Genomic DNA, 23,705 nt, shown 5'->3' with positions numbered 1-23,705 from the left:
GCTCCTGGGGGAGCAGCAGCCAGAGGGCCAGGTAGAGGAGGAACTGGGGGCCGGGCAGCAGGCAGGAGAGCAGGAAGATCAGCCGGACGGTCCACGGGGTCAGGCCGAAGCGTTCGGCGATCCCGGCGCAGACGCCGGCGATGACGCGGTTGTGGCGGGGACGGGCGAGGCGCGCGGTCATGGTGTTCTCCGTGTGGTGGCGGCCCGGTCCGGCCGGTCCGGCGGGCTGCTTCCATACTCCGTCGCCGGCGGCCCCCGGTCCTCCGTCCGGCAGGTGATTCTCCGCCCCGAAGGGTCACCGGGCAGGCGTAGCCGGACGTCGGGGTAGCCCTCAGGGTGACCCCGAGGGCCGAGGGCCGGAACGTGCGCCCGGGCCCGTCCGAAGGGGCCCGGCCGGCTCGGTAGGATGCTGCCGATCGCAGTCGGCCGGGGGGCGGACGAAGAGCCCGACTTCGTTGTGGAACAACCTCTCGCGCAAGCGATTTCACGTCCTGATGGGTTCTGTCCCGCATTCTCTCGTGAGGTTGAATTGCGCATTCGGCATCGCAGATTCCTGACCGCGACCGCCGCCGTCACGCTGGCCTCCGGCCTGGCCGCCGTCGAGGGCCCGGCCGTCCTCGCCGCGCCGCAGGCCGTCGCGGTGGTCCCGGGCACCCGGACCCGTCCCTCGCCGGTCACGATCACCTTCGGGGGCCTTCCCGGCACCGTCACGGCGGGTGGCGCGGCGGTGGAGTTCACCGCGACGCTCCGGAACACCGCCGACCACCGGCTGGACGTCCCGTCCTCGTTCTTCGGCCTCGCGGACACCGGCGCCGGCGCCGACGCCGGGCAGGGCCACTTCAGGCTGGAGTACCGGTCGCCCGGCGCCGCCCAGTGGCAGGACGCCAGGGTGAATGCCGGGGGCACCGGCGCCCGCTGGGTGCTCGACCAGCCCGCCGTGCTGTCGCTGGCGGCCGGCGCCGAGGCCGTCTACCGGCTGCGGCTCACCGTCACCGCCGACGCCCCTGCCGGGCGGGTGACGCCGGGCTTCGACTCCGTGGTCTCGGACCCGGCCCTGCCGCCGGAGCAGCGCACCACCGGTGCGGAGAGCGGCCACCCGGACCTGGTCGTCGCCCCGGCGGCGGCGCCGACCACCGTGCCGACCACGGCGCCGGCCACCCCGGCGGCCACCGTGGAGGTCGGGTTCGAGGGCGTGCCCACCTCGTTCACGGTGGGCGGGGAGGCGAAGCCGTTCACGCTGGTCCTCACCAACCGGAGCGGCAAGGACCTGCGGGTCGTGCCCGCGGCCGTGTTCCAGGGGGCGGCCGAACTCCCTTCGAGCACCGTCAAGTTCGAGTTCCGTGCCGTCGACGGGCAGTGGCGGGAGGCCACCTTGGCCGACAGCCCGGGGCACCCGGCCTGGCTGTGCCTCGGGCTGCGGACCGGGGACCGGAACGCCGACGTCATCGCGCTGGCGAAGGGCGGGAGCCGCACCGTCGAGGTCCGGCTGGCCTTCACCAGGGACGCGCCGATCCTGTTCGAGTCCCTGGTCGCCGTCGCGGACACCCTGCCGGAGCCGGGCGAGAGCGCGGCCGAGGCGGTCGGCGCCGCGGCCGACTTCATCACCGTGTCCGCGACGGGTCCCACCGCCAGGGCCGCTCCGGCGTTCCAGGACCCCGCCCCGGGCCCGGAGGCGCCGGAGCCGTCCGCCGCCCCGGTCGTCCCGGCGGCGGCCCCTCCGATGGCGCCGAGTCCGGCGACGGGCGGCTCGCGGGCGGTGGCCGCCCCGGCCGCCGACACCCGGCTGGCCTCCACCGGTGGCGGCACGGCCGCGGAGCCGATGGCGATCACCGGGGTGACCGCGATCGCCATGGGCGTCGGCACCCTGGTGGTGGCGCGGCGCCGCAACCGGGTGCGGGGCGGTGCCGGTAACCGACCCTGACGTGCCGGAAGGCCCGTCCGCCCCCGCTGTCGTGCGGGGACGGACGGGCCTTCCGGTGTGTACGAGCCGGTGGCGCGGTCAGCCGACCGGGTTCTGCGGCGGCTGCGGCTGCGCGTACGGGTTGTCCGCGACCGGCTGCGGGGGGACGCCCGGCTGGTACGGCGCGCCGCCCTGCGGCGGGGCGGGCGGAGCGGCCTGCGGCGCGACCGGGGGAACCGGGGCGCCGGCCGGCGGCGGGACGGGCGCGCCCGGCTGCTGGGCGTACGGGGCCTGCGGGGCGTTCGGGTTGAACGGGGCGTTCGGGTTGAACGGCGCGTTCGGGTTGAAGGCCCCCTGCGGCGCGTTGGGGGCGAACGCGGCGGCCGCCTGGGCGGACTGCTGCTGCTTGGCGTTGCCGCGTTCGACGAGCGCCTTCACCGAGGCGACGATCATGCCGACCGGCAGGATGAACACCTTGAAGAAGATGTAGTAGGTGCCGCCCTCGAAGACGAACGCCAGGTAGTAGGCGTACCCGAGGAAGCCGAGGCCGAGGACGACGTTGAGGACGCGCAGGCCGGCCTTCAGCCCGCCGGCGGCGGCCCCGAGGGCCACCATGATGACGCCGCTGAGCGCCAGCAGTACGACGTACCAGGAGAAGAGCGGTTCGGCGCTGAAGTCCAGATTGTTCAAAGCGGTTTCCTGGGGAAGGGAAGAAGAAAAACGGCAGGCGCCGTTCGGGGACGAGAGCGCACAGTACTAAAGGCGGCCGACATTCGTCGCCGCCTTTGTGTCACGGTGTCATTGCGCTGTGCCGCAGCGGCAGTCGACGAGGTGGGAAATGACGGATTTTGAGGTGCTGCGGGTCTTTTGCGGGCCCGACGGCGGGCACGGCAACGCGCTCGGCGTGGTGCGCGACGGCGCCGCCGTGCCGGGGCGCGCGGACCGGCAGCGGATCGCCCGCGAACTGGGCTTCAGCGAGACGGTGTTCGTCGACGACCCGGAACGCGGGGAGATCGACATCTACACCCCGTCGGTGCGCCTGCCGTTCGCCGGCCACCCCTGCGTGGGCGCGGCCTGGCTGCTCGGGGTGGACCGGCTGGTCACGGCCGCCGGCGAGGTGGCGGTGCGGCGCGCGGACGGGCTGACCCGGATCGCGGCCCGGCCGGAGTGGGCCCCGGGGCGCACGCTGCGGCAGTACGGTTCGGCGGCCGAGGTGGAGGCGCTGGAGGTGCCGCCGCCGGGGGAGTGGGTCTACGCCTGGGCCTGGCAGGACGCGGCGGTCGGCACCGTACGGGCCCGGGCCTTCCCCGGGCGGGGCGACGGGATCGACGAGGACGAGGCGACGGGAGCGGCCGCCCTGTTGCTGGCCGCGAGCCTGGGGCGGGCGCTGACCGTCACCCAGGGCCGGGGTTCGCAGCTGCTGGCCGGACCGTGCCCGGGCGGGCTGGTGGAGGTCGGTGGCCGGGTGGTCCGGGCCCCGGGGCCGGCTCAGCGGGCGGGCGGCGTCGGTTCGGCGTAGGCGCGCCGGCGGGCGGTGGGTGCGACGGCCGTGACCGGGGTGACGGCGGCCACCGGCGGCACGGAGAGCACCGGCATCCGGGGCGCCCGCGGCCGCCGGTCCCGCAGCAGGTGCCGCAGGCCGGGGACGAGCGCGAGGTGGGCGACGGCCACGCCGGCCACGGCGAGCAGGATGTGGTCCACGTTGAGGACGTGCCCGGGCGCCCAGGACGAGAGGAACTCCAGCGCGGTCGCCAGCAGTGCGGAGACGCCGGTGGTGCGCAGGAAGGAGGGCAGCCAGGGGGCCCGGAGCCGGCCGCCGGCCAGCGGCAGCAGGACCCCGAGCGGGGCCAGCAGCAGGAGTTCGCCGACCACCTGCCAGCCGCTGGAGGAGCGGAGCGAGGCGAGCGGCGTCAGGTTGGCGTCGTACACCCAGGCCACCGGCAGTGGTCTCAGCACCAGCCAGAGCGCCAGTGCCAGGTGGCCGGTGAGACCCGCCAGCCCGGCCAACCGGAGGGGACGGTGGACGGCCGCCGCCGGGCTGCTCTCGGTCCCCGCGCCGGAACGCTCCTCGCGTGTCCTGGTGCCATCTCGCTGCACGGGGGGAAGGACGTGGGCCGACGGCACGTCGGTTCCACACCCGGCGTGAACATTCCCAAGCGCGCCCCCCGAGTCCCGTCCGCGCCCTCCTTCCCGGCGGCCTACCGGCAGGGCGAGGTCGTCGGCATCGCGCCGAACACGTTGTCCGGCGGCGGGCTGACCTGCGTCACCGGGGTGGGCGACGGGCTCGGACTCACGGCCGCCTTGGTGCCACGGGTCGGGGTCACGGTCGGCGCCGGTCCCGGCGGGGTGGCCAGGGCCGCCGGTATGTGCGGCGTGGTCGGGCAGGCCGTCCGGCTGGCGGGCGCGCCGGCGTCGACCGGTACGGCGGTCGGCCGGATGCCGCAGCCGGAGACCAGCGCGAGCAGCAGCAGCACGCCGGCGCCGCGGCGCAGGACGGTACGGGGGACGGCGGTGTCGGTGGGGGCGGTCACGTGGTGTCCTTGTCCTCGGCGGCGTCGCCGGCGGGGCCGCCCTCGGCCCCGCCCGCTGACGGCGGAGGCGGCGGGGCCAGCGGCAGGATCAGGGTGAACACCGCGCCGACCTCCCCGTTCGCCGCCGTGATCGTCCCCCCGTGTATCTGCGCGTTGGCCATCGCGATCGACAGCCCGAGGCCGCTGCCCTCCGAGCGCGCCCGCCCGCGGTCCGCCTTGTAGAAGCGGTCGAAGACGTGCGGCAGCACGTCCTCCGGGATGCCCGGACCGCTGTCGGAGACCTCGACCACGACCGACTCCCCGTCCTGCCGGACCCCGACCCGCACCGGCGAGCCGCCGTGCTTCAGCGCGTTGCCGATGAGATTGGCGAAGACCACGTCGAGCCGGCGCGGGTCGACCACGGCCAGGATGCCGCGCGGGGCGTCCAGTTCGACCGCGTCGTACCAGGCCCGCCCGTCGATGCAGGACATGATCAGGTCGGCGATGTCCACCTCGTCGGCGACCAGCCTGGCGGTACCGGCGTCGAAGCGGGTCACCTCCATGAGGTTCTCCACCAGGTCGGACAGCCGCCGGGTCTCGCTGACCACGAGCCGGACGGCCGGCTCGATCATCGGGTCCAGCGACTCGGCCTCGTCCTCCAGGATGTCGGTCACGGCGGTCATCGCGGTCAGCGGGGTGCGCAGCTCGTGCGACATGTCGGCGACGAACCGCCGGCTCTGCGCCTCGCGCGCGCTCAGCTCCTCGACCTGCTCGTGCAGCGACTCCGCGGCCCGGTTGAAGGTCCGTGCCAGGTCGGCGAGTTCGTCCGAGCCCTCGACCTCCAGCCGGGTGTCCAGGTGCCCCTCGCCGAGCCTCCGGGCGGCGTCCCCGAGCCGCTTGACCGGCCGCAGCACGGTCGCCGAGGCGGCCTGGGCGAGCAGCGCCGAGCCGATCAGCGCGAGCAGCGTGGCGATGGCCAGCGACCAGCCCAGCGTGTTGAGGTCGGCCCGCTCGTTCTCCAGCGACTTGAACATGTACGCCGTCGGGCCGTTCGGCACCACCTTGGTGCCGCCGATCACGAACGGCCGGCCCTCCAGGTTCTGCCGCTGCCAGTACAGGTGGTACGGGTACGGGTTGTTCTCGGTGATCTCGCGCGGCTTGGCGACGGTGGACCGCAGCGCCGCCGGGACGTCCGCCAGTGTGAAGTTCGCGGGGTCGGAGGAGGCCGTGCACTCCGGGTGCGCCGCGTCGACCACCACCACGTCGTACGTCAGCCCGGAGCTGGCCACGTTGGACGCCAGCGCGGCCAGTTCCGGGCAGCTCGCGTTCAGCGGCAGCTCGGAGACGTTGCGGGTGAGCGAGACCCGGAAGTCGTTCAGCGCGGTGTCCTGGGCGCGCTTGAGCACCGCGTCGCGGTTCAGCCAGTACGCGATGCCGGAGGCCGAGACGGCGGCGAGCAGCGCGACGGCCGCGAACACCGCGATCAGCCGCACCCGCAGGGAGCGCAGCCGACGCCACCGGCCCGTCGGGAACCGCCGGGCAGTCGTCTGATGGTCAGTCACAAGAGCCTGTCGTGGTACGGGAGTTCAGGGGCGGGTGGGGCTGGTCGGAGGTGTTCGGGGTCAGGCCGGCGGGTCCAGCCGGTAGCCCACCCCGCGGACGGTGCGGATCAGCGTCGGCGCGGACGGCACGTCCTCGACCTTGGCCCGCAGCCGCTGCACGCACGCGTCCACCAGGCGGGAGTCGCCGAGGTAGTCGTGCTCCCAGACCAGCCGCAGCAGCTGCTGGCGGGAGAGCGCCTGGCCGGGGCGGCGGCTGAGCTCCAGCAGCAGCCGCAGTTCGGTCGGGGTGAGTTGGAGGTCCTGTCCGTCCTTGGTGACGGTCATCGCCGCGCGGTCGATCACCACGCTGCCGTAGGCAGAGGAGTCCGAGCTCTCCCGCTCGCCGCGCCGCAGCACCGCCCGGATCCGGGCGTCCAGCACGCGTGGCTGCACCGGCTTCACGACGTAGTCGTCCGCGCCGGACTCCAGGCCCACCACCACGTCGATGTCGTCCGAGCGCGCGGTGAGCAGGATGATCGGCAGCTGGTCGGTGCGGCGGATCCGGCGGCACACCTCGAAGCCGTCGATGCCGGGCAGCATCACGTCCAGCACGATCAGGTCGGGCCGCTGCTCCTTGAAGAGCCTCAGGCCGTCCTCGCCGGAGGCGGCGGTGGCCACGCGGTGGCCCTGGCGGGTGAGAGCGAGTTCGAGGCCGGTCCGGATGGCGTCGTCGTCCTCGATCAGAAGGAGGAAAGGCACGGCCCCATTTTGGCCCACCGGCCGCGCCGAATCACCCCCCGGATCACCCACCGTCCCTCCGGGAACCGGAACGGACGCCACCGGCGTCCGGTACGGAGGGAGGCGGTCCGGGATGTTCGGCCCCCTCCTGTGACACCCCTGTGACAGTCGGCGGACAGCGCCATCACAACCGGCGGGCAGGATTTTCCATGTCGCCGCAGGACAGCGGGCCGCAAGGCCGGCTGAAGGGCGGCTACCGGAACCGCTCGTACCGACCCAGGGGGCGCACGATGAACGCCATGCTTCAGACCCGGACCAACCCGGCTGTCCGCACCGCGCGTTCGTCAGCCACGTCCCACCGGACCCGGTACGAGGTCAGGACCGACGAGAACTCCGGTGCCGTGACCGTGCGGGGGTGCGCGCACAGCACCGGTGGAAACCCTGGCGCCCGTCGGGTGAGCGGCGGCGGCAGGACGGGGGAGCTGTACGGGATCGGCCGTCTGGGGAGTTCGGCCGACTCCGCCAGCACCCTCACGCTGCGGGGGATCCTCCCCGTCCGCGTCGAGGGCAAGGACGCCCCGGGGGGTAACCGGGGGACCGGGGGGAACGGTCTGCGGACGGTCGGTTCGGGGGAGCCGACCGGTCGTGAGGCCGCCGGTGCGACGCTGCTGCGGCTGAACCCCGCCGCGGCCCGCACCACCGAGGCGGGACAGGGAGGCGCGCAGGGGGAGCACCCGGCCGTCGCGGAGGACCACATCACGGAGTTCACCGCGTACGTGCGCGAGCGCCGCGCCTCCCTGTACGCCACGGCCTACCACCTGACCGGTGACCGCTACGAGGCCGAGGACCTGCTGCAGAGCGCGCTCTTCAGCACCTACCGGGCCTGGGGCCGGATCACCGACAAGGCCGCGGTCGGCGGGTACCTCCGCCGCACCATGACCAACCTGCACATCTCCGCCTGGCGGCGCCGCAAGGTCAACGAGTACCCGACCGAGGAGCTGCCGGAGACGGCCGGCGACACCGACGCGATGGGCGGCACCGAGCTGCGCACCGTGCTCTGGCAGGCGCTGGCGAAGCTGCCGGAGAACCAGCGCACCATGCTGGTGCTGCGGTACTACGAGGGCAAGACCGACCCGGAGATCGCCGACGTGCTGGGGATCAGCGTCGGCACGGTCAAGAGCAGCATCTGGCGCGCCCTGCGCCGGCTGCGCGAGGACGAGCACCTGAACAAGTCGGGCGACACCGTCCGGGCGTTCGGCGAGCTGGTCGCGTAACGAGGACTCCCGTCGGGGGACGGGAAGCGGACGGTCACGGTCCGGGGGCAGCGGCTCGGGGGAGCACGCCCGTGGGGGAGCCGAGGACCGTTCGGGGAAGGCGAAGGGCCCGGTGCGGGGGAGACGCACCGGGCCTTCGTCATGTCCTGGGTGTCACGGCCCCGCGGCGCGGGGCCGGTCCGGGCCGCGGGATCCGGCCCCGGGGTTCAGGCCGCGGAGAGCTCGGTGGTCCGGGCCGCGGCGCGGATCCGCCGCTCGGCCTCCGGGCCGGCGCACGCGTACGAGCCGAGCGCGACCTGCCGCCCGACGATGGACCGCTCGGCCCGCATCAGCCGCAGGCCCCGGCGCAGCAGCACCGGCAGCGACTTGCGGCCCTCCCGGACGTCCCGGCGCAGCCGGCGCCAGGCCGTGGTGAGCGCGCCGTTGCGCAGGCACAGGGCGTCGCCCAGCAGGCCCTGGTCGGCGCACTCGGCGGTGATCTCGGCGGCGAATATGCCTTCCGCGATGAACGCGCCCGCCCCGCCCAGCTCCAGGCCGCGGGTGCCGATCCGGCCGTTGTCCGGGATCGAGTACACCGGGACGTCCGTGCGCCCGTGCTCGTGCAGGGCGCGGATCGCGGCGACGGCCTGGTCGCGGTGCCAGGCCAGCGGGGAGTCCCAGTCGACGGCGCCGTCCGGCAGCCGCGGCAGGGTCGGGTCGTCCCCGTCCTTGTAGAAGTCGTCGAGCTGGAGCACCGGCAGGCCGCTGCGCTCGGCCAGCGAGGACTTCCCCGACCCGGAGGGCCCGGAGAGCAGGATCACCCGGGCATGCCCGGTCGGTGCGGGGTTCATGGGGGAGTCACTCACGGGACATCAGTCTGACGCATCCCGGCCGGTTGCCGAAACCGGTCGGCTCAGACCTTCTGCCGCGGCTTCGGACCGGCCAGGGCGGACCGGACCATCGGCAGGCAGCGGCTGTCCACCTGGAGGTACACCGGCTCCCCGCCTCCGGGCGGCCGGTACGCGGTGGCGGCCCAGTCCTGGTCGTGCCAGGTGTCGGGCTCGGGTTCGTGGAAGGTGCCCCCGACGGGCAGGTCGAGCGGGTCGGCGCCGCGCGCGCGGAAGCTCGCGGTGGCGGCTCCGGGGGTGATCCCCAGCGTCCCGTTGACGTAGCCGGGCCGTCGGCCGGGCCGGTCGGAGCGGGCCGAGCAGGGCAGCCGCACCGCCTTCCCGGCGGCCAGCCGGCGGCGGGCCCGGGCCACCCGCCACCGGCGCAGCACGCCGTCCGTGACGAGTGCCATCAGCTCGCCCAGTTCTTCCATCGCGCCCCCTCGGCCGGTTCCGTCCCGACGATCATGGTCCGGACGCGTACGGACGGGAAGCCCCGAAAGTCGGCCCGGGCGGCGACGAAAGTCGCGGGAACGCCGACGGACCCGCGCCAGGGGGGGAGAGGCGCGGGTCCGTCCAATGACCGTCCGGGCCCTGGGGGGGTGAGGGCACTGGGGACGGCCAGCTTGTGGAGTTGTTACGCGGAACGGGGAGGTCAGATCCCCATCGGGTGCCAGACCGTCTTCGTCTCCAGGAACGAGAGTAGCCGGTCCGTACCGGGCGCATTGGTCCAGTCCTGGGCGAACGGGTCCAGCACCGGACGGACTACCCTCTTCAGGGTATCCGCGGCGGCCGCTTCCAGCGGCTGCGGCGCGCCGGGACCGTCGACGGCGATGGCCCCGGTGAGGTCCAGCGCGTTGACGTCCTGGTGCGAGGCCAGGGTGGGGGCGATGTCCGCCGTCCGGCCCGAGACGATGTTGACCACGCCGCCCGGGACGTCCGAGGTGGCCAGCACCTCGCCCAGCGACAGCGCGGGCAGCGGGGCGTCCGCGGCGGCCGCGACCACGACCGTGTTGCCGGTGGCGATCGCCGGGGCGATCACCGAGACCAGGCCGAGCAGCGAGTGCCCGTACCCGGCCTGCGGGGCGACGATCCCGACCACGCCGGTCGGCTCCGGGGTGGAGAGGTTGAAGAACGGCCCGGCGACCGGGTTGGCGCCGCCCGCGATCTGGGCGACCTTGTCGGTCCAGCCCGCGTACCAGACCCAGCGGTCGATCGCGGCGTCCACCAGCGCGGCGGCCTTCTTCGGGCCGATGCCCTCGGAGACGGCCACCTCGGCGGCGAACTGCTCGCGCCGGCCCTGGAGCATCTCGGCCACCCGGTACAGCACCTGGCCGCGGTTGTACGCGGTGGTGCCGGACCAGCCCTTGACCGCCTTGCGGGCGGCCACGACGGCGTCGCGGGCGTCCTTGCGGGTGCCCAGCGGGACGTTGGCGAGCCACTCGCCCTTTGCGTCGGTCACCTCGTACACCCGCCCGCTCTCGGAGCGCGGGAACTTCCCGCCGACGTACAGCTTGTAGGTCTTGAGGACGTCAAGACGCTGGAAGGTCGTGTCAGACATCTCAGGCCTCGACATTCAGGTAGGGCTCCAGACCGTGGCGGCCACCCTCGCGGCCGTAGCCCGACTCCTTGTATCCGCCGAACGGCGAGGTGGGGTCGAACTTGTTGAAGGTGTTGGCCCAGACCACGCCGGCCCGGAGCCGGTTGGCCATCCAGAGGATGCGCGAGCCCTTCTCCGTCCAGATGCCGGCGGAGAGGCCGAACGGGGTGTTGTTGGCCTTCTCGACCGCCTCGGCGGGGGTGCGGAAGGTCAGCACCGACAGGACCGGGCCGAAGATCTCCTCCTGGGCGATCCGGTGGGCCTGGCTCACGCCGGTGAACAGGGTCGGCTTGAACCAGAAGCCGGTGCCCGGGAGTTCGCACGCCGGAGACCAGCGCTCGGCGCCCTCGGCCTCGCCGGCCTCGGTCAGCGCGGTGATCCGGGCCAGCTGCTCGGCCGAGTTGATGGCGCCGATGTCGGTGTTCTTGTCCAGCGGGTCGCCGACCCGCAGGGTGGCCATCCGGCGCTTCAGGGCGTCCAGCAGCTCGTCCTGGATCGACTCCTGGACCAGCAGGCGCGAACCCGCGCAGCAGACGTGGCCCTGGTTGAAGAAGATGCCGTTGACGATGCCCTCGACCGCCTGGTCGATCGGCGCGTCGTCGAAGACGATGTTCGCGGCCTTGCCGCCCAGCTCCAGCGAGAGCTTCTTGCGGGTGCCGGCCAGCTGCTTGGCGATGGCGCGGCCGACCGGGGTGGAGCCGGTGAACGCGACCTTGTTGACGTCCGGGTGGGAGGTCAGCGCGGCGCCGGTGCGGCCGTCACCGGTGACGATGTTGACGACGCCCTTCGGCAGACCGGCCTGGCGGCAGATCTCGGCGAAGCGCAGCGCGGTCAGCGGGGTGGTCTCGGCCGGCTTCAGGACGACCGTGTTGCCGGTCGCCAGCGCGGGCGCGATCTTCCACGCCAGCATCAGCAGCGGGAAGTTCCACGGGATGACCTGGCCGGCCACGCCCAGCGGCTTCGGGTTCGGGCCGAAGCCGGCGAAGTCCAGCTTGTCCGCCCAGCCCGCGTAGTAGAAGAAGTGGGCGGCGACGAGCGGCAGGTCGACGTCGCGGGTCTCGCGGATCGGCTTGCCGTTGTCGATCGACTCCAGCACGGCCAGCTCGCGGCTGCGCTCCTGGATGATCCGGGCGATCCGGAACAGGTACTTGGCGCGCTCGCTGCCGGGCAGCGCCGACCAGCCGGCGAAGGCCTTGCGGGCGGCGGCGACCGCGCGGTCCACGTCCTCCTCGGTGCCCTGGGCGAACTCGGCGAGCACCTGCTCGGTGGCCGGGTTGACCGTCTTCAGGGCCTCGTTGCCGGAGGAGTCGACGAACTCGCCGCCGATGAAGTGGCCGTAGGAGGTGGCGATGTCGCCCGCGGCGGCGGGGGACTCCGGGGCCGGGGCGTAGGCGAAGAGGCCGCCGGCGGGCTTGGCCACGGGCTCCTCGGTGTTCTTCTTCTTGGCCATGGTGATCAGTCCACCGTCACGTAGTCGGGGCCGGAGTAGCGGCCGGTGGCCAGCTTCTGGCGCTGCATCAGCAGGTCGTTGAGCAGGCTGGAGGCGCCGAAGCGGAACCAGTGCGGGGTCAGCCAGTCGTCGCCGAGGGTCTCGTTGACCATCACCAGGTACTTCATGGCGTCCTTGGTGGTGCGGATGCCGCCGGCGGGCTTGACGCCGACCTGGACGCCGGTGGCCGCGCGGAAGTCGCGGACCGCCTCCAGCATCAGCAGGGTGACCGGCGGGGTCGCGTTGACGGCGACCTTGCCGGTGGAGGTCTTGATGAAGTCGGCGCCGGCCAGCATCGCCAGCCAGGAGACCCGGCGGACGTTGTCGTAGGTCTGGAGCTCGCCGGTCTCGAAGATCACCTTGAGGTGGGCGGAGCTGCCGTCGGGGCGCTCGCACGCCTCCTTGACGGCCGTGATCTCGTGGAAGACGTCGAGGTAGCGGCCGGAGAGGAAGGCGCCGCGGTCGATCACCATGTCGATCTCGTCGGCGCCCGCGGCCACCGCGTCGGCGGTGTCGGCGAGCTTGACCGGGAGGGCGGCGCGGCCGGCCGGGAAGGCGGTGGCCACCGAGGCGACCTGGATGTCGGTGCCCTTCAGGGCGGCCTTCGCGGTGGCGACCATGTCCGGATAGACACAGATGGCGGCGACGCGGGGGGTGTTCGGGTCGGTCGGGTCGGGAGTCCTGCCCTTGGCGCACAGCGCGCGCACCTTGCCGACCGTGTCCGCGCCCTCCAGCGTGGTCAGGTCGATCATCGAGATCGCCAGGTCGATGGCGTACGCCTTCGCCGTGGTCTTGATCGAGCGGGTACCGAGAGCGGCGGCACGCGCCTCCAGGCCGACCTGGTCGACGCCGGGCAGGCCGTGCAGGAATCGGCGGAGCGAGGCCTCGGACGCCGCAACGTCCTGAAGGCCGCTGCCCGCAACGCCGGGGGCATTGGCTGCAACAGTGGACATAGTCACCAGGGCAGCATATCTACGCGCGTAGCAAACCGCTAGGGCGCTCGCCATTCGTGGCCGGACCGAGACCTCGGGGTGAGGGGCATGGGGCAGAATCGACGTCATGACCGATTCCGACGGCAAGCCCCACCAGGGCCCCGCCGCCCCCGACGGGGAGCCCGAGTACGCCGACCGCGTGTACCGCTCTGTCCCCGGTGTGATCTCCGGAGTGCTGCTGCTGGTCGTGGCGGCCTGGCTGATCGGCGACGCGGTGGTGAGCGGGACCGGGAAGACCCCGTACGTCTCGCTCGCGGCGGTGCCGGTGTTCGCCTTCCCGGTGATCGCGTACACGCTGCGCCCGGCCGTGACGGCCGGCCGCGACCGGCTGGTGGTGCGCAACCCGTGGCGGACCGTCGTCGCGCCGTGGGCCTCGGTGGACGCGCTGCGCGCCGGGTACTCGGTCGAGCTGCTCGCCGGCGGGAAGAAGTTCCAGCTCTGGGCCGTGCCGGTGTCGCTGCGGCAGCGCAAGCGGGCCACCCGGGCGCAGAGCCCCAGCGCCGCCGAGCACGCCTCCAGGACCGGCCTGGGGCTGGGCATGGCCAAGCGGACCAACCCGGTCGTCCAGGGCTCGCCCGACCCCACCCGCGCCTGGTCCGACCAGGTCACCGCCGTCCTCCAGGAGACGGCCGAGCGCAACGCCGCCCGACCCTCCGCCACCGGCCCGGTCGAGGTCCGCTGGTGCTGGTGGGTCATCGCCCCCACCCTGGCCGGCCTGATCGCGCTGATCACCGTCATCGCGGTCTGACCCCGCCGACCGCACGAAGGGGCCCGCCGGTCACGACCGGCGGGCCCCTTCACGTGTGCGCGGACGTCAGGCGGTGATGCCGGCGGCCTCGGCGAGGTCGTGCTTGACGGTGGCGAGGAGAGCGGCGGCACGCTCGCGGGCGGGACCGAGGTCGGCCGCGGAGGCGACCGGGAGGACGACCTCCAGGTAGCACTTGAGCTTGGGCTCGGTGCCCGAGGGGCGGACCACGATGCGGGCGGAGCGGACGCCCTCGCCGGCCAGGTAGTAGCGCAGCCCGTCGGTGGGCGGCAGGTCCGCGGAGCCGGCCGACAGGTCGTCGGCGCGGGTGACCCGCAGACCGGCCAGGACGGTCGGCGGCTGCTCGCGCAGCCGGCGCATGGCGTCGGCGATCAGCGTGAGGTCCTTGACCCGGACGGAGAGCTGGTCGGTGGCGTGCAGGCCGTGCTCCAGCGCCAGGTCGTCCAGCAGGTCGGCGAGGGTGCGGCCGGACTTCTTGAGCGTGGCGGCCAGCTCGGCGACCAGCAGGGCGGCGGTGATGCCGTCCTTGTCCCGGACGCCCTGCGGGTCGACGCAGTAGCCGAGCGCCTCCTCGTAGCCGTAGCGCAGGCCCTCGGCGCGGGAGAGCCACTTGAAGCCGGTCAGGGTCTCGGCGTAGCCCAGCCCCGCCGCCTCGGCGATCCGGCCGAGCAGGGTGGCGGAGACGATGGTGGTGGCGAAGGTGCCCTCGGCCTTCTTCGCGACCAGGGCCGAGCCGAGCAGCGCGCCGACCTCGTCGCCGCGCAGCATCCGCCAGCCGGCCGCGCCGGCGCCGCCGCCGGCCGCGTTGCCGTTGGCGGGGACGGCCACCGCGCAGCGGTCGGCGTCCGGGTCGTTGGCGATCACGATGTCCGGGCCGACGGTGGCGGCGGTGCGGAAGGCGAGGTCCATCGCCCCCGGCTCCTCCGGGTTGGGGAAGGCCACGGTCGGGAAGTCCGGGTCGGGCTCGGCCTGCTCGGCGACCACGGTGGGCGCGGGGAAGCCCGCCCGGCGGAACGCGGCGACCAGGGTGTCGCGGCCGACGCCGTGCATCGGGGTGTAGACCACCTCCAGGTCGCGCGGGCCGTGCTCGTCGACGATGGAGACGGCCCGGGTCAGGTAGGCCTCGACGACCTCCTCGCCGAGCACCTCCCAGCCCTCCTCGGCGCGCGGGACCTCGTCCAGCGAGCCGATCGCGTCGATCTCGGCGGCGATCCCGGCGTCGGCCGGCGGGACGATCTGCGAGCCGTCGCCCAGGTAGACCTTGTAGCCGTTGTCCTGCGGCGGGTTGTGGCTGGCGGTGACGGTGACGCCGGCGGCCGCGCCCAGGTGGCGGACGGCGAAGGCGAGCACCGGGGTCGGCAGCGGGCGCGGCAGCAGCGCGGCGCGCAGGCCGGCGCCGACCACCACGGCGGCGGTGTCGCGGGCGAAGTCGTAGGACTTGTGGCGGGCGTCGTAGCCGATGACGACCAGGTCGCCCAGGCCCTGCTGCTTGACGTAGGCGACCAGGCCGGCGGCGGCCCGGATCACCACGGCGCGGTTCATCCGCATCGGGCCGGCGCCGAGTTCGCCGCGCAGGCCGGCGGTGCCGAACTGGAGCCGGTCGGAGAACCGCTCGGCCAGCTCCGACCAGGCGAGCTTGGCGTCGGTCTCGGCCTCCGGGCCCTCGGCCAGGGCCAGCAGCGCGGCGAGCTCCTCGCGGGTCTGCGGGTCGGGGTCCTCGGCCAGCCAGGTCCGGGCCCGGGCGAGGAGATCGGGGTTGAGTGCCTGCGTCATGCCAGCTCCATCGGGAAGTGCGTCGGTGTGTCGGCCGGAGGTTCCGCGGTTGATCGGGAGGAGGGTTTCCGCTGTGACCGGAGGGTTCCGCAAGGAAAGGGGTCGCGCATGCGGACGGGGCCCACGGGAGGGCGTGATCAGCGGATCACGCCGCCCGTGGGCCCCGTCGGTCATGATTCTGCGCCTGGTGGGCGTCAGATCCGCTCAAGGACCTTCGCCAGCAGTTCGCCCATGCGCTCGGCGGAGGCCTTGCCGGCCTCCAGCACCTCGGCGTGGTTGAGCGGCTCGCCGGTCATGCCGGCGGCCAGGTTGGTGACCAGGGAGATGCCGAGCACCTCGGCGCCGGCCTCGCGGGCGGCGATGGCCTCCAGGGTGGTGGACATGCCGACCAGCTCGCCGCCGATCACCCGGGCCATGTTGACCTCGGCCGGGGTCTCGTAGTGCGGGCCGCGGAACTGGACGTAGACGGCCTCGTCCAGGGACGGGTCGACCTCGCGGCAGAGCGCGCGCAGGCGCTTGGAGTACAGGTCGGTGAGGTCGACGAAGTTGGCGCCGACGATCGGGGAGTCCGCGGTCAGGTTGATGTGGTCGCTGATCAGGACCGGCTGGCCCGGGGTCCAGCCCTGGCGCAGACCGCCGCAGCCGTTGGTCAGCACGATGATGCCGCAGCCGGCCGCGGCGGCGGTGCGCACGCCGTGGACGACGGTGGCGACGCCGTGGCCCTCGTAGTAGTGGTTGCGGCCGAGGAAGATCAGGGCGCGCTTGTCGCCGATCTTCACCGAGCGGATCGTGCCGGCGTGGCCGGCGACGGCGGGGGCGGGGAAGCCAGGGAGCTCGGTGACCGGGAACTCGGCCACGGTCTCGCCCAGGGCGTCGGCGGCCGGCACCCAGCCGGAGCCCATCACCAGGGCGACGTCGTGCCGCTCGGCACCGGTCAGCTCGCGCAGGCGCTCGGCGGCGGCCTGGGCGGCGGCGTAGGGGTCGGCGGAGACGACCGACTGAGGAGAAGCGTTCACGGGTCCGAGGATAGACGGGAATCGGCTACGCGCGTAGAAATTCCGCCGCGGCATGCCGGATCGTTACCCGGATGACCCGAAAACACAGCTCGGCGGTGGTTCCGGGCCGCCCGGTTCGTCGGTTCCCCCACAGACGGCGCTCCGCACCCTCCGTACCCGCACGCCCGGCGCGCGGCCCGCAGGCGCACGGAGCCCCGGGAATCCCTCAGCAGGGGCGGCGGCGCAGGTCCATCACGTAGTCGTGCGGGGCGCCGGCGCTCTCCGCGGCGTCGGCGATCAGGCCGAGGTAGCGGGCCGCGGGCAGGCCGCCCTCGTAGTCGTTGAGCACGTACGTCCAGACCGGGATGTCCCCGTCCAGGGTCTGCGCGCGCAGCTTGATCTTGCGGTAGATGCCGAGCTGGACGCCCTCCCAGCGGTCCAGGCCCTCCTCGTCCATGGGCGCGACGTCGTACAGCGAGACGAAGACCTGGTCCTTCTCGTCCTCGACCACGGTGGCCAGCGAGCCTTCCCAGCCGAGCTGCTCGCCGCCGAAGGTGAGCCGCCAACCGGCTAGCCACCCCGTGCCGCGCAGCGGGGAGTGCGGGGCTCGGCGGGTCATCTGCCGGGCATCGAGGTTGGTGGCATACGCGGCGTAAAGGGGCATGGGGGCCAGCGTAGCCCGGGCGGCGGGCGGGCCGGGGCTACTGGGCGAACGTACGGGAGCCCGGACCCCGGCGTGGCGGCCGTCCCGGCGTGCGGGACAATGGGGAGCGTGACTCGGATCGTGATCATCGGTGGCGGACCCGGCGGCTACGAGGCGGCGCTGGTGGCCGCTCAGCTCGGCGCGGAGGTGACCGTCGTCGACCGCGACGGTCTGGGTGGATCGGCGGTGCTCACGGACTGCGTTCCGTCGAAGACCCTGATCGCGACCGCGGAGGTGATGACCACCTTCGACAGCTCGTACGAGGAGCTGGGCATCCTGGTCGCGGACGACACTCCGCCGGTCGAGCAGGCGGCCCGGGTCATCGGCGTGGACCTGGGCAAGGTCAACCGCCGTGTGAAGCGCCTGGCCATCGCGCAGTCCCACGACATCACCCAGTCCGTCACCCGGGCCAGCGTCACCGTGCTGCGCGGCCGCGGCTGGCTCGGCGCCGGTGGGCAGGCCGCGGACGGCTCCCGCGAGGTGCTGGTGGACGCGCCCGACGGCACCGTGCAGTCGCTGCGCGCCGACGCCGTGCTGATCGCCACCGGCGCCCACCCGCGCGAGCTGCCGGACGCCCAGCCGGACGGCGAGCGGATCCTCACCTGGACCCAGGTGTACGACCTGGAGGAGCTGCCCCGCGAGCTGATCGTGGTCGGCTCCGGCGTGACCGGCGCCGAGTTCGCCGGCGCCTACCAGGCGCTCGGCTCCAAGGTGACCCTGGTCTCCAGCCGCGACCGGGTGCTGCCGGGCGAGGACCCGGACGCCGCCGAGGTGCTGGAGGACGTCTTCCGCCGCCGCGGCATGAACGTGATGGGTCGCTCGCGCGCCGAGAGCGTCAAGCGGATCGGCGACCGGGTCGAGGTCATGCTGGCCGACGGCAAGGTGATCGAGGGCACCCACTGCCTGATGGCGGTCGGCTCGATCCCCAACACCTCCGAGATGGGGCTGGAGGAGGCCGGGGTCAAGCTCAACGACTGGGGCCAGATCCAGGTCGACCGGGTCTCCCGCACCAGCGCCCCCGGCGTGTACGCGGCCGGTGACTGCACCGGCGTCTTCATGCTCGCCTCGGTGGCGGCCATGCAGGGCCGGATCGCGATGTACCACGCGCTCGGCGACGCGGTGCAGCCGCTGAACCTCAAGACCGTGGCCTCCAACGTCTTCACCGACCCGGAGATCGCCACCGTCGGCTACACGGCGGCCGACGTGGAGTGCGGCAAGATGGACGCCGTCGTGGTCAAGCTCCCGCTGCGCGGCAACCCGCGGGCGAAGATGCAGGGCATCCGGGACGGCTTCGTGAAGCTGTTCTGCCGCCCGGGCACCGGCATCGTGGTCGGCGGCGTGGTCGTCGCCCCGCGGGCCAGCGAGCTGATCCACTCGATCTCGCTCGCGGTGGACGCCAATCTGACGGTCGAACAGGTGGCCAGCGCCTTCACCGTCTACCCGTCCGTCTCCGGTTCGACCGCCGAGGCCGCCCGGCAGCTGCACATCCGCAAGCGGGCCGACGGCGAATCCTGAGCGTCCGGCGCACAGTTGAGGGCGGCCGCCGATCGGCGGCCGCCCTTCGCGCGGGCATGGCCGTCACCCGGACGGCGGGCGCGGTTCCGGGGGCATGGGCGGCGCGTATTCTACGGTCACGCGCCGCTCGTGCGTGAGCAATTCCCGCTACTAGCTGCAAACGCCTGAAAGCAGACGGTCACGCAGGTTACCGTCGGTTCTGTGTTTGCAGCAGAACGTCGCCAGTTGATCCTCGAAATGGTGCGCGCCAACGGAGCCGTCTCGCTCCGGGAATTGGCCCGCGTCGTCCAGACCTCCGAAGTGACCGTGCGCCGTGACGTGCGGGCGCTGGAGGCAGAAGGGCTCCTCGACCGCCGGCACGGCGGCGCGGTGCTCCCCGGCGGCTTCAGCCGCGAACCCGGATACCCGCAGAAGACCCACCTGTCCGCGGCGGAGAAGAGCGCCATCGCGGACCTCGCCGCCGGCCTGGTGGAGGAGGGCGACGCGGTGGTGGTCGGCGCCGGCACCACCACCCAGGAGCTGGCCCGCAGACTGGCCCGGGTGCCCGGGCTGACGGTGGTCACCAACTCGCTGCTGGTCGCCCAGGCGCTGGCGCACGCCAACCGGGTCGAAGTGGTGATGACCGGCGGCACCCTGCGCGGCTCCAACTACGCGCTGGTGGGCAGCGGCGCGGAGCAGTCCCTGCAGGGGCTGAGGGTCACCAAGGCCTTCATCTCCGGCAGCGGGCTGACGGCCGAGCGCGGGCTGTCGACGGCGAACATGCTGTCCGCGAGCGTGGACCGGGCCATGGTGCTGGCGGCCGCCGAGGTGATCGTCCTCGCCGACCACACCAAGCTCGGCGCGGCCGGCATGTTCCAGACCGTCGCCACCGACACCATCACCCGGCTGGTCACCGACGAGCAGGCCACCGCGGACGACGCCACCGTCCGCGAACTGGACGCGCTCGCCGACTGCGGGGTGCAGGTCGACCTGGCCCCGCTGGGCGCGGGCCCGAGCGGCGACGCCCCGGTGCACGGCACCGGCAGCGGCCCGGTGCACCAGACCCAGCCCGGCCCGATGGCCCGCCGCGGCGGCCCGCCCCCCGGCGGCGCCCCGCTGCCCGGCCAGCGCCGCCCCGGCGCGCACGGCGGACCGGTCGGCCCGGGCGGCATGCCGACCCGGCTGGCCGAGCTGGGGCTGCCGCGCGGGCGCTGAGCCCGCGGGGAGTCCGCGGGACGCGACCGGCGGACCCCGGAAACGCGACCGGTCCGCACGCCCCCGATGGGCGTACGGACCGGTCCGGGGGGACGGTGCCTCCCGCGGCGGCGTCAGTCCTTGATCTCGCAGAGCGCGGCGCCGCTGCTGACGCTCGCGCCCACCTCGGCCTTGAGACCGGAGACGGTGCCCGCCTTGTGGGCGTTCAGCGGCTGCTCCATCTTCATCGCCTCCAGGACCACGATCAGCTCGCCCTCGGCGACGACCTGGCCCTCCTCCACGGCGACCTTGACGATGGTGCCCTGCATCGGCGAGGCCAGGGTGTCGCCGCTGACGGCCGAACCGGCCTTCTTGGCGCCCACCCGGCGCTTGGCCTTGGCGGCACCCGCCGCACCGGCCGCCGGGGCCGTCGCGACGCCCAGCGAGGACGGCAGCGAGACCTCGATCCGCTTGCCGCCGACCTCGACCACCACGGTCTCCCGGGTCTCGGCCTCCTCGCCGTCACCGGCCGCGCCGGCGAACGGCGGGATGGTGTTGTCGAACTCGGTCTCGATCCACCGGGTGAAGACCTTGAACGGCTCGTCGCTGCCGTGCACCTCCGGCGCGAACGCCGGGTCGACGACGGCCGCCCGGTGGAACGGGATGGCGGTGGCCATGCCCTCCACCTTGAACTCGGCCAGCGCGCGGCGGGCCCGCTCCAGGGCCTGCTTGCGGTCGCGGCCGGTGACGACCAGCTTGGCCAGCAGCGAGTCCCAGGCCGGGCCGATGACCGAGCCGGTCTCCACGCCGGAGTCCAGGCGCACGCCCGGGCCGGACGGCGGGGCGAACAGCGTCACGGTGCCGGGCGCGGGCAGGAAGTTGCGGCCCGGGTCCTCGCCGTTGATGCGGAACTCGAAGGAGTGGCCGCGCACCTCGGGGTCGCCGTAGCCGAGCTCCTCGCCGTCGGCGATCCGGAACATCTCGCGGACCAGGTCGAGGCCGGTGACCTCCTCGGTGACCGGGTGCTCCACCTGGAGACGGGTGTTGACCTCCAGGAAGGAGATCGTGCCGTCCAGGGCGACCAGGAACTCGCAGGTCCCGGCGCCCTCGTAGCCGGCCTCCTTCAGGATGGCCTTGGACGCCCGGTACAGCTCGGCGTTCTGCTCGGCGGTCAGGAACGGCGCGGGCGCCTCCTCGACGAGCTTCTGGTGGCGGCGCTGCAGCGAGCAGTCACGGGTGGAGACGACCACCACGTTGCCGTGCTTGTCGGCCAGGCACTGGGTCTCCACGTGCCGCGGGTTGTCCAGGTAGCGCTCGACGAAGCACTCGCCGCGGCCGAAGGCGGCGACGGCCTCGCGCACCGCGGACTCGTACAGCTCGGGGATCTCCTCCAGCGTGCGGGCGACCTTGAGGCCGCGGCCGCCACCGCCGAAGGCCGCCTTGATGGCGACCGGCAGGCCGTGCTCCCGGGCGAAGACGACGACCTCGTCGGCGCCCGAGACCGGGTCCGGCGTGCCGGCCACCAGCGGGGCACCGGCCCGCTGGGCGACGTGCCGGGCGGTCACCTTGTCGCCGAGGTCGCGGATGGCCTGCGGCGGCGGGCCGATCCAGATCAGACCCGCGTCGAGGACGGCCTGGGCGAAGTCGGCGTTCTCCGACAGGAACCCGTAGCCGGGGTGGACGGCGTCGGCGCCGGAGTCGGCGGCCGCCCTGAGGACCTTGGCGATGTCCAGGTAGCTGGTAGCGGGGGTGTCACCGCCCAGCGCGTAAGCCTCGTCGGCCGCGCGGACGTGCAGCGCATCCCGGTCCGGCTCGGCGTAGACGGCGACGCTGGCGATACCGGCGTCCGAGCAGGCCCTGGCGACGCGGACGGCGATTTCCCCGCGGTTGGCGATGAGCACCTTGCGCACTGTGGCTCCCTTCTTGAACCTCGTTGAGTTTATGGATTCCTGGGCAGTACCGGCGAGTAGCCCCGGGTTGTGAACTATCCCACACGCTCGGTGATGGCTTTTCCGGCCCCTTCCGCGGCCCCGCGGACGACGCCGCAGGTCGGCGCCGGTCCCCCCGGATCGGGCGGGGCCACGGCGGGTGACCGGCCGGCGGCGTGGCGGGGAGGTGGCATCGGCCACAGTCTCGCGCGGACCGCTCAAGCGGCGCCTGAGCGGGCGCCTGGCCGCTGCAGCGCCTCGGCCGTCACGTCGGCCGCCACCTCGACCATGTCCGGCCCGTACGCCTCCGGATTGACCACCCGCAGGACGAGCGCGAAGGTGCCGTCCTGCCCGTACCTCCGGGCGAGTTCGCGGTGGTGCGCGACCAGGTGGCGCACCCCGGCCTGGTTGGCGACGCCGGTCTGGCCGGCGACCAGGAACACCGGGCGGCCGCCGTCCGGGGTGGAGATCCGGGCGAGCAGGGCGTGCGCCTGGTCGCGGTCGGCGGTGTAGTCGCGCTCGCCCACCACGATCACGTTGCTGCCGGGACCCGGCCCGGAGGTGACGAGCACGCCGGGCAGGGCCCAGGCCAGGTGCGCGGCCATCCGCTCGTTGCTGACCGGACCGCCCAGGCACAGCTCGGTCTTGGCGCCCAGGCCGCGGTGCGCGGCGTCGTGGGCGACCAGTTCGGGACGCGCCCCGCACTCCTCGACCAGCCCGGCCAGCCACATCAGCGCGTAGGCGTCGCGCCGGGTCACGGTGTGCGCGTGCGAGCCCGTCCCGATGCTGCGCGGCACCACGATCAGGCACTCGCTGCCGCTCGGCAGCCCGAAGAACGCCCGCACCCGTTCGACCTTGCGGCGCCGCCGCAGCACCTGGGCCAGCCAGCCGAGGACAGCGCTGATCGCACTGGCCACCAGGCCGAGCACCACGTTGAGCACGCTGTCGGTCATCTTCCGCGCCCCTCCCCGTTCGGACGCCGGTCAGCTTAGGGCGACAGGGGCGCGGTGCGGCAGGTCAGTCGGCCCACAGATCGGTGATGCGCACGCCCAGGTCGGCGAGCAGCCGGCGCAGCAGCGGCAGGGAGAGGCCGATGACGTTGCCCGGATCGCCGTCGATGCCGTCGATGAACGGCGCCGAGCGGCCGTCCAGGGTGAACGCCCCGGCCACGTGCAGCGGTTCGCCCGAGGCCACGTACGCGGCGACCTCGGCGTCGTCCGGGGTGCCGAAGCGGACGGTGGTGGAGGCGGTGGCCGAGGACTGCCGGCCGGTCGTGGTGTCGATCACGCAGTGGCCGGTGCGCAGCACGCCGGCGCGCCCGCGCATCGACTGCCAGCGGGCCAGCGCCTCGGCGGCGTCGGCGGGCTTGCCGAGGGCCCGGCCGTCCAGTTCCAGGACGGAGTCGCAGCCGATCACCAGCTCGCCGTCGGCGAGTTCGGCGGCGACGGCCTTCGCCTTGGCCTCGGCCAGCACGAGCGCGAGTTCGGCGGGGGTGGCGGCGGTGATCGCGTCCTCGTCGACGCCGCTGACCACCACGCGCGGGTCGAGGCCCGCCTGGCGCAGCAGCCCGAGGCGGGCGGGGGAGGCGGAGGCGAGGACGAGGGCGCGCTGGTCGGTCATGCCCACCAGGGTAGGGGGTGCTCCTATCCGCCGTTCGGGTGAACGGTTCAGCTGAAGGGCTGGGAGAGCATCATCAGCACGGCGCCGACCAGCACCAGGACGGCGATCACCTTGCCGGCCCGCTGCATCCGCTCCTGCATCCGACGGGCCTCGGGCGAGGGCTCGTCACGGGGATCTGACCAGAGCACCCGTCCAGAGTGCGCCGCGCGGGGCGCGGGCGCCTGAGTATCCGTACTCAGGTTCCGGGCGGAGCGGGCGCCCGGGAACACGCGGAGCGGGCGGCCGGCGGGGCCGGTCGCCCGCTCCGCACGGCGGGTGTCAG

At 73.8% G+C, this 23,705-nt stretch carries 24 protein-coding genes; 6 read left to right on the top strand and 18 right to left on the bottom strand.

The genetic code is table 11. From position 1 onward, the window contains the following. Positions 1–181: PspC domain-containing protein (locus ACWGKU_RS17770; protein ID WP_452191476.1), on the bottom strand; the 181-nt coding region annotated here is incomplete at its 3' end. Between the two features lie 348 nt (positions 182–529). On the opposite strand from ACWGKU_RS17770, the gene ACWGKU_RS17765 reads away from it, so the two are divergent. Continuing rightward, positions 530–1,921, top strand: coding sequence for a hypothetical protein (locus ACWGKU_RS17765; protein WP_452179724.1), 1,392 nt, complete (start codon positions 530–532; stop codon positions 1,919–1,921). A 78-nt stretch (positions 1,922–1,999) separates the two neighbouring features. Here the strand turns inward: ACWGKU_RS17765 and ACWGKU_RS17760 are convergent, their stop codons facing one another. Further along, positions 2,000–2,590: a hypothetical protein gene (locus ACWGKU_RS17760; RefSeq protein WP_452178804.1), complete on the bottom strand. Its 591-nt coding sequence runs from the start codon at positions 2,588–2,590 to the stop codon at positions 2,000–2,002. Between the two features lie 148 nt (positions 2,591–2,738). On the opposite strand from ACWGKU_RS17760, the gene ACWGKU_RS17755 reads away from it, so the two are divergent. Then, a complete protein-coding gene (locus ACWGKU_RS17755) occupies positions 2,739–3,419 on the top strand; it encodes a PhzF family phenazine biosynthesis protein (RefSeq protein ID WP_452178805.1) in 681 nt (226 codons plus the stop codon). Here the strand turns inward: ACWGKU_RS17755 and ACWGKU_RS17750 are convergent. The 4 genes from ACWGKU_RS17750 to ACWGKU_RS17735 all read right to left on the bottom strand — a co-directional run bounded on the left by ACWGKU_RS17750 (position 3,389) and on the right by ACWGKU_RS17735 (position 6,710). Next, positions 3,389–3,997 carry a VanZ family protein gene (locus ACWGKU_RS17750; RefSeq protein WP_452178806.1) on the bottom strand — a complete coding sequence of 203 codons (609 nt, stop codon included), beginning with the start codon at positions 3,995–3,997 and terminating at the stop codon, positions 3,389–3,391. The two genes, ACWGKU_RS17755 and ACWGKU_RS17750, sit on opposite strands and share 31 nt — an antisense overlap. A 101-nt stretch (positions 3,998–4,098) precedes the next feature. Next, positions 4,099–4,431: a hypothetical protein gene (locus ACWGKU_RS17745; RefSeq protein ID WP_452178807.1), complete on the bottom strand. Its 333-nt coding sequence runs from the start codon at positions 4,429–4,431 to the stop codon at positions 4,099–4,101. Further along, on the bottom strand, positions 4,428–5,972 hold the full coding sequence (locus ACWGKU_RS17740; RefSeq protein ID WP_401050030.1) for an ATP-binding protein: 1,545 nt from the start codon (positions 5,970–5,972) through the stop codon (positions 4,428–4,430). Before ACWGKU_RS17740 ends, ACWGKU_RS17745 begins: the two co-directional genes overlap by 4 nt. Positions 5,973–6,032: 60 nt before the next feature. Then, entirely contained in the window at positions 6,033–6,710 is a 678-nt protein-coding gene (locus tag ACWGKU_RS17735) for a response regulator transcription factor (RefSeq protein ID WP_030257458.1), read from the bottom strand. A 380-nt stretch (positions 6,711–7,090) separates the two neighbouring features. On the opposite strand from ACWGKU_RS17735, the gene ACWGKU_RS17730 reads away from it, so the two are divergent. Further along, a complete protein-coding gene (locus ACWGKU_RS17730; RefSeq protein ID WP_452178819.1) occupies positions 7,091–7,963 on the top strand; it encodes a SigE family RNA polymerase sigma factor in 873 nt (290 codons plus the stop codon). A gap of 206 nt (positions 7,964–8,169) precedes the next feature. On the opposite strand, the gene ACWGKU_RS17725 is transcribed toward ACWGKU_RS17730, so the two are convergent. From ACWGKU_RS17725 to deoC, 5 genes are all read right to left on the bottom strand, one after another. After that, positions 8,170–8,808, bottom strand: a complete 639-nt coding sequence (locus ACWGKU_RS17725; RefSeq protein WP_359906046.1) for an ATP-binding protein — start codon at positions 8,806–8,808, stop codon at positions 8,170–8,172. A 47-nt stretch (positions 8,809–8,855) separates the two neighbouring features. Continuing rightward, on the bottom strand, positions 8,856–9,263 hold the full coding sequence (locus ACWGKU_RS17720) for a hypothetical protein (RefSeq protein ID WP_452178808.1): 408 nt from the start codon (positions 9,261–9,263) through the stop codon (positions 8,856–8,858). Between the two features lie 221 nt (positions 9,264–9,484). Further along, positions 9,485–10,390 (bottom strand): aldehyde dehydrogenase family protein, encoded by a 906-nt coding sequence (locus ACWGKU_RS17715; protein ID WP_387736332.1) that lies wholly within the window; start codon positions 10,388–10,390, stop codon positions 9,485–9,487. Between the two features lies 1 nt (position 10,391). Next, on the bottom strand, positions 10,392–11,879 hold the full coding sequence (locus ACWGKU_RS17710; RefSeq protein ID WP_452178809.1) for an aldehyde dehydrogenase family protein: 1,488 nt from the start codon (positions 11,877–11,879) through the stop codon (positions 10,392–10,394). Positions 11,880–11,884: 5 nt separating this feature from the next. Beyond that, positions 11,885–12,871, bottom strand: a complete 987-nt coding sequence (gene deoC / locus ACWGKU_RS17705) for a deoxyribose-phosphate aldolase (RefSeq protein WP_401047404.1) — start codon at positions 12,869–12,871, stop codon at positions 11,885–11,887. Positions 12,872–12,977: 106 nt separating this feature from the next. Here deoC and ACWGKU_RS17700 point away from each other — a divergent pair, with 106 nt between their 5' ends. Further along, the gene (locus tag ACWGKU_RS17700; protein ID WP_359906059.1) at positions 12,978–13,658 is read left to right on the top strand and encodes a PH domain-containing protein; all 681 of its coding nucleotides are present in this window, start codon (positions 12,978–12,980) and stop codon (positions 13,656–13,658) included. A gap of 66 nt (positions 13,659–13,724) precedes the next feature. On the opposite strand, the gene ACWGKU_RS17695 is transcribed toward ACWGKU_RS17700, so the two are convergent. The 3 genes from ACWGKU_RS17695 to ACWGKU_RS17685 form a co-directional block, all read right to left on the bottom strand. Beyond that, entirely contained in the window at positions 13,725–15,449 is a 1,725-nt protein-coding gene (locus ACWGKU_RS17695) for a phospho-sugar mutase (protein ID WP_452178810.1), read from the bottom strand. Between the two features lie 194 nt (positions 15,450–15,643). Continuing rightward, complete coding sequence (locus ACWGKU_RS17690) at positions 15,644–16,465, bottom strand: purine-nucleoside phosphorylase (protein WP_359906064.1); 822 nt, start codon at positions 16,463–16,465, stop codon at positions 15,644–15,646. Between the two features lie 205 nt (positions 16,466–16,670). Further along, positions 16,671–17,108, bottom strand: coding sequence for a gamma-glutamylcyclotransferase (locus ACWGKU_RS17685; protein WP_224284955.1), 438 nt, complete (start codon positions 17,106–17,108; stop codon positions 16,671–16,673). A gap of 99 nt (positions 17,109–17,207) precedes the next feature. Here ACWGKU_RS17685 and ACWGKU_RS17680 point away from each other — a divergent pair, with 99 nt between their 5' ends. Continuing rightward, complete coding sequence (locus ACWGKU_RS17680) at positions 17,208–18,662, top strand: NAD(P)H-quinone dehydrogenase (protein WP_452178811.1); 1,455 nt, start codon at positions 17,208–17,210, stop codon at positions 18,660–18,662. A gap of 237 nt (positions 18,663–18,899) precedes the next feature. Continuing rightward, positions 18,900–19,856 (top strand): DeoR/GlpR family DNA-binding transcription regulator, encoded by a 957-nt coding sequence (locus ACWGKU_RS17675; RefSeq protein ID WP_452178820.1) that lies wholly within the window; start codon positions 18,900–18,902, stop codon positions 19,854–19,856. Positions 19,857–19,969: 113 nt separating this feature from the next. Here the strand turns inward: ACWGKU_RS17675 and ACWGKU_RS17670 are convergent, their stop codons facing one another. The 4 genes from ACWGKU_RS17670 to mmpB form a co-directional block, all read right to left on the bottom strand. After that, entirely contained in the window at positions 19,970–21,745 is a 1,776-nt protein-coding gene (locus ACWGKU_RS17670; protein ID WP_401045309.1) for an acetyl/propionyl/methylcrotonyl-CoA carboxylase subunit alpha, read from the bottom strand. Between the two features lie 236 nt (positions 21,746–21,981). Further along, the gene (locus ACWGKU_RS17665; RefSeq protein ID WP_359906076.1) at positions 21,982–22,716 is read right to left on the bottom strand and encodes a hypothetical protein; all 735 of its coding nucleotides are present in this window, start codon (positions 22,714–22,716) and stop codon (positions 21,982–21,984) included. A 64-nt stretch (positions 22,717–22,780) separates the two neighbouring features. After that, a complete protein-coding gene (locus ACWGKU_RS17660) occupies positions 22,781–23,383 on the bottom strand; it encodes a nucleoside triphosphate pyrophosphatase (RefSeq protein ID WP_401045305.1) in 603 nt (200 codons plus the stop codon). A gap of 47 nt (positions 23,384–23,430) precedes the next feature. Further along, a complete protein-coding gene (gene mmpB / locus ACWGKU_RS17655; RefSeq protein WP_401045304.1) occupies positions 23,431–23,571 on the bottom strand; it encodes a morphogenic membrane protein MmpB in 141 nt (46 codons plus the stop codon). Positions 23,572–23,705: the final 134 nt, after the last annotated feature.

Source organism: Kitasatospora sp. NPDC054768, assembly GCF_053612025.1.
Note: the sequence above shows the minus strand (reverse complement) of the source record. Positions and strands in the feature narration are given on the sequence as shown.

Coding starts and splice junctions, on each gene's coding strand:
- ACWGKU_RS17755 (WP_452178805.1), top strand. CDS start 2,739: ATGACGGATTTTGAGGTGCTGCGGGTCTTTTGCGGGCCCGACGGCGGG.
- ACWGKU_RS17720 (WP_452178808.1), bottom strand. CDS start 9,263: ATGGAAGAACTGGGCGAGCTGATGGCACTCGTCACGGACGGCGTGCTG.
- ACWGKU_RS17715 (WP_387736332.1), bottom strand. CDS start 10,390: ATGTCTGACACGACCTTCCAGCGTCTTGACGTCCTCAAGACCTACAAG.
- ACWGKU_RS17710 (WP_452178809.1), bottom strand. CDS start 11,879: ATGGCCAAGAAGAAGAACACCGAGGAGCCCGTGGCCAAGCCCGCCGGC.
- deoC (WP_401047404.1), bottom strand. CDS start 12,871: ATGTCCACTGTTGCAGCCAATGCCCCCGGCGTTGCGGGCAGCGGCCTT.
- ACWGKU_RS17700 (WP_359906059.1), top strand. CDS start 12,978: ATGACCGATTCCGACGGCAAGCCCCACCAGGGCCCCGCCGCCCCCGAC.
- ACWGKU_RS17695 (WP_452178810.1), bottom strand. CDS start 15,449: ATGACGCAGGCACTCAACCCCGATCTCCTCGCCCGGGCCCGGACCTGG.
- ACWGKU_RS17685 (WP_224284955.1), bottom strand. CDS start 17,108: ATGCCCCTTTACGCCGCGTATGCCACCAACCTCGATGCCCGGCAGATG.
- ACWGKU_RS17680 (WP_452178811.1), top strand. CDS start 17,208: ATGGGGAGCGTGACTCGGATCGTGATCATCGGTGGCGGACCCGGCGGC.
- ACWGKU_RS17675 (WP_452178820.1), top strand. CDS start 18,900: ATGGTGCGCGCCAACGGAGCCGTCTCGCTCCGGGAATTGGCCCGCGTC.
- ACWGKU_RS17665 (WP_359906076.1), bottom strand. CDS start 22,716: ATGACCGACAGCGTGCTCAACGTGGTGCTCGGCCTGGTGGCCAGTGCG.
- ACWGKU_RS17660 (WP_401045305.1), bottom strand. CDS start 23,383: ATGACCGACCAGCGCGCCCTCGTCCTCGCCTCCGCCTCCCCCGCCCGC.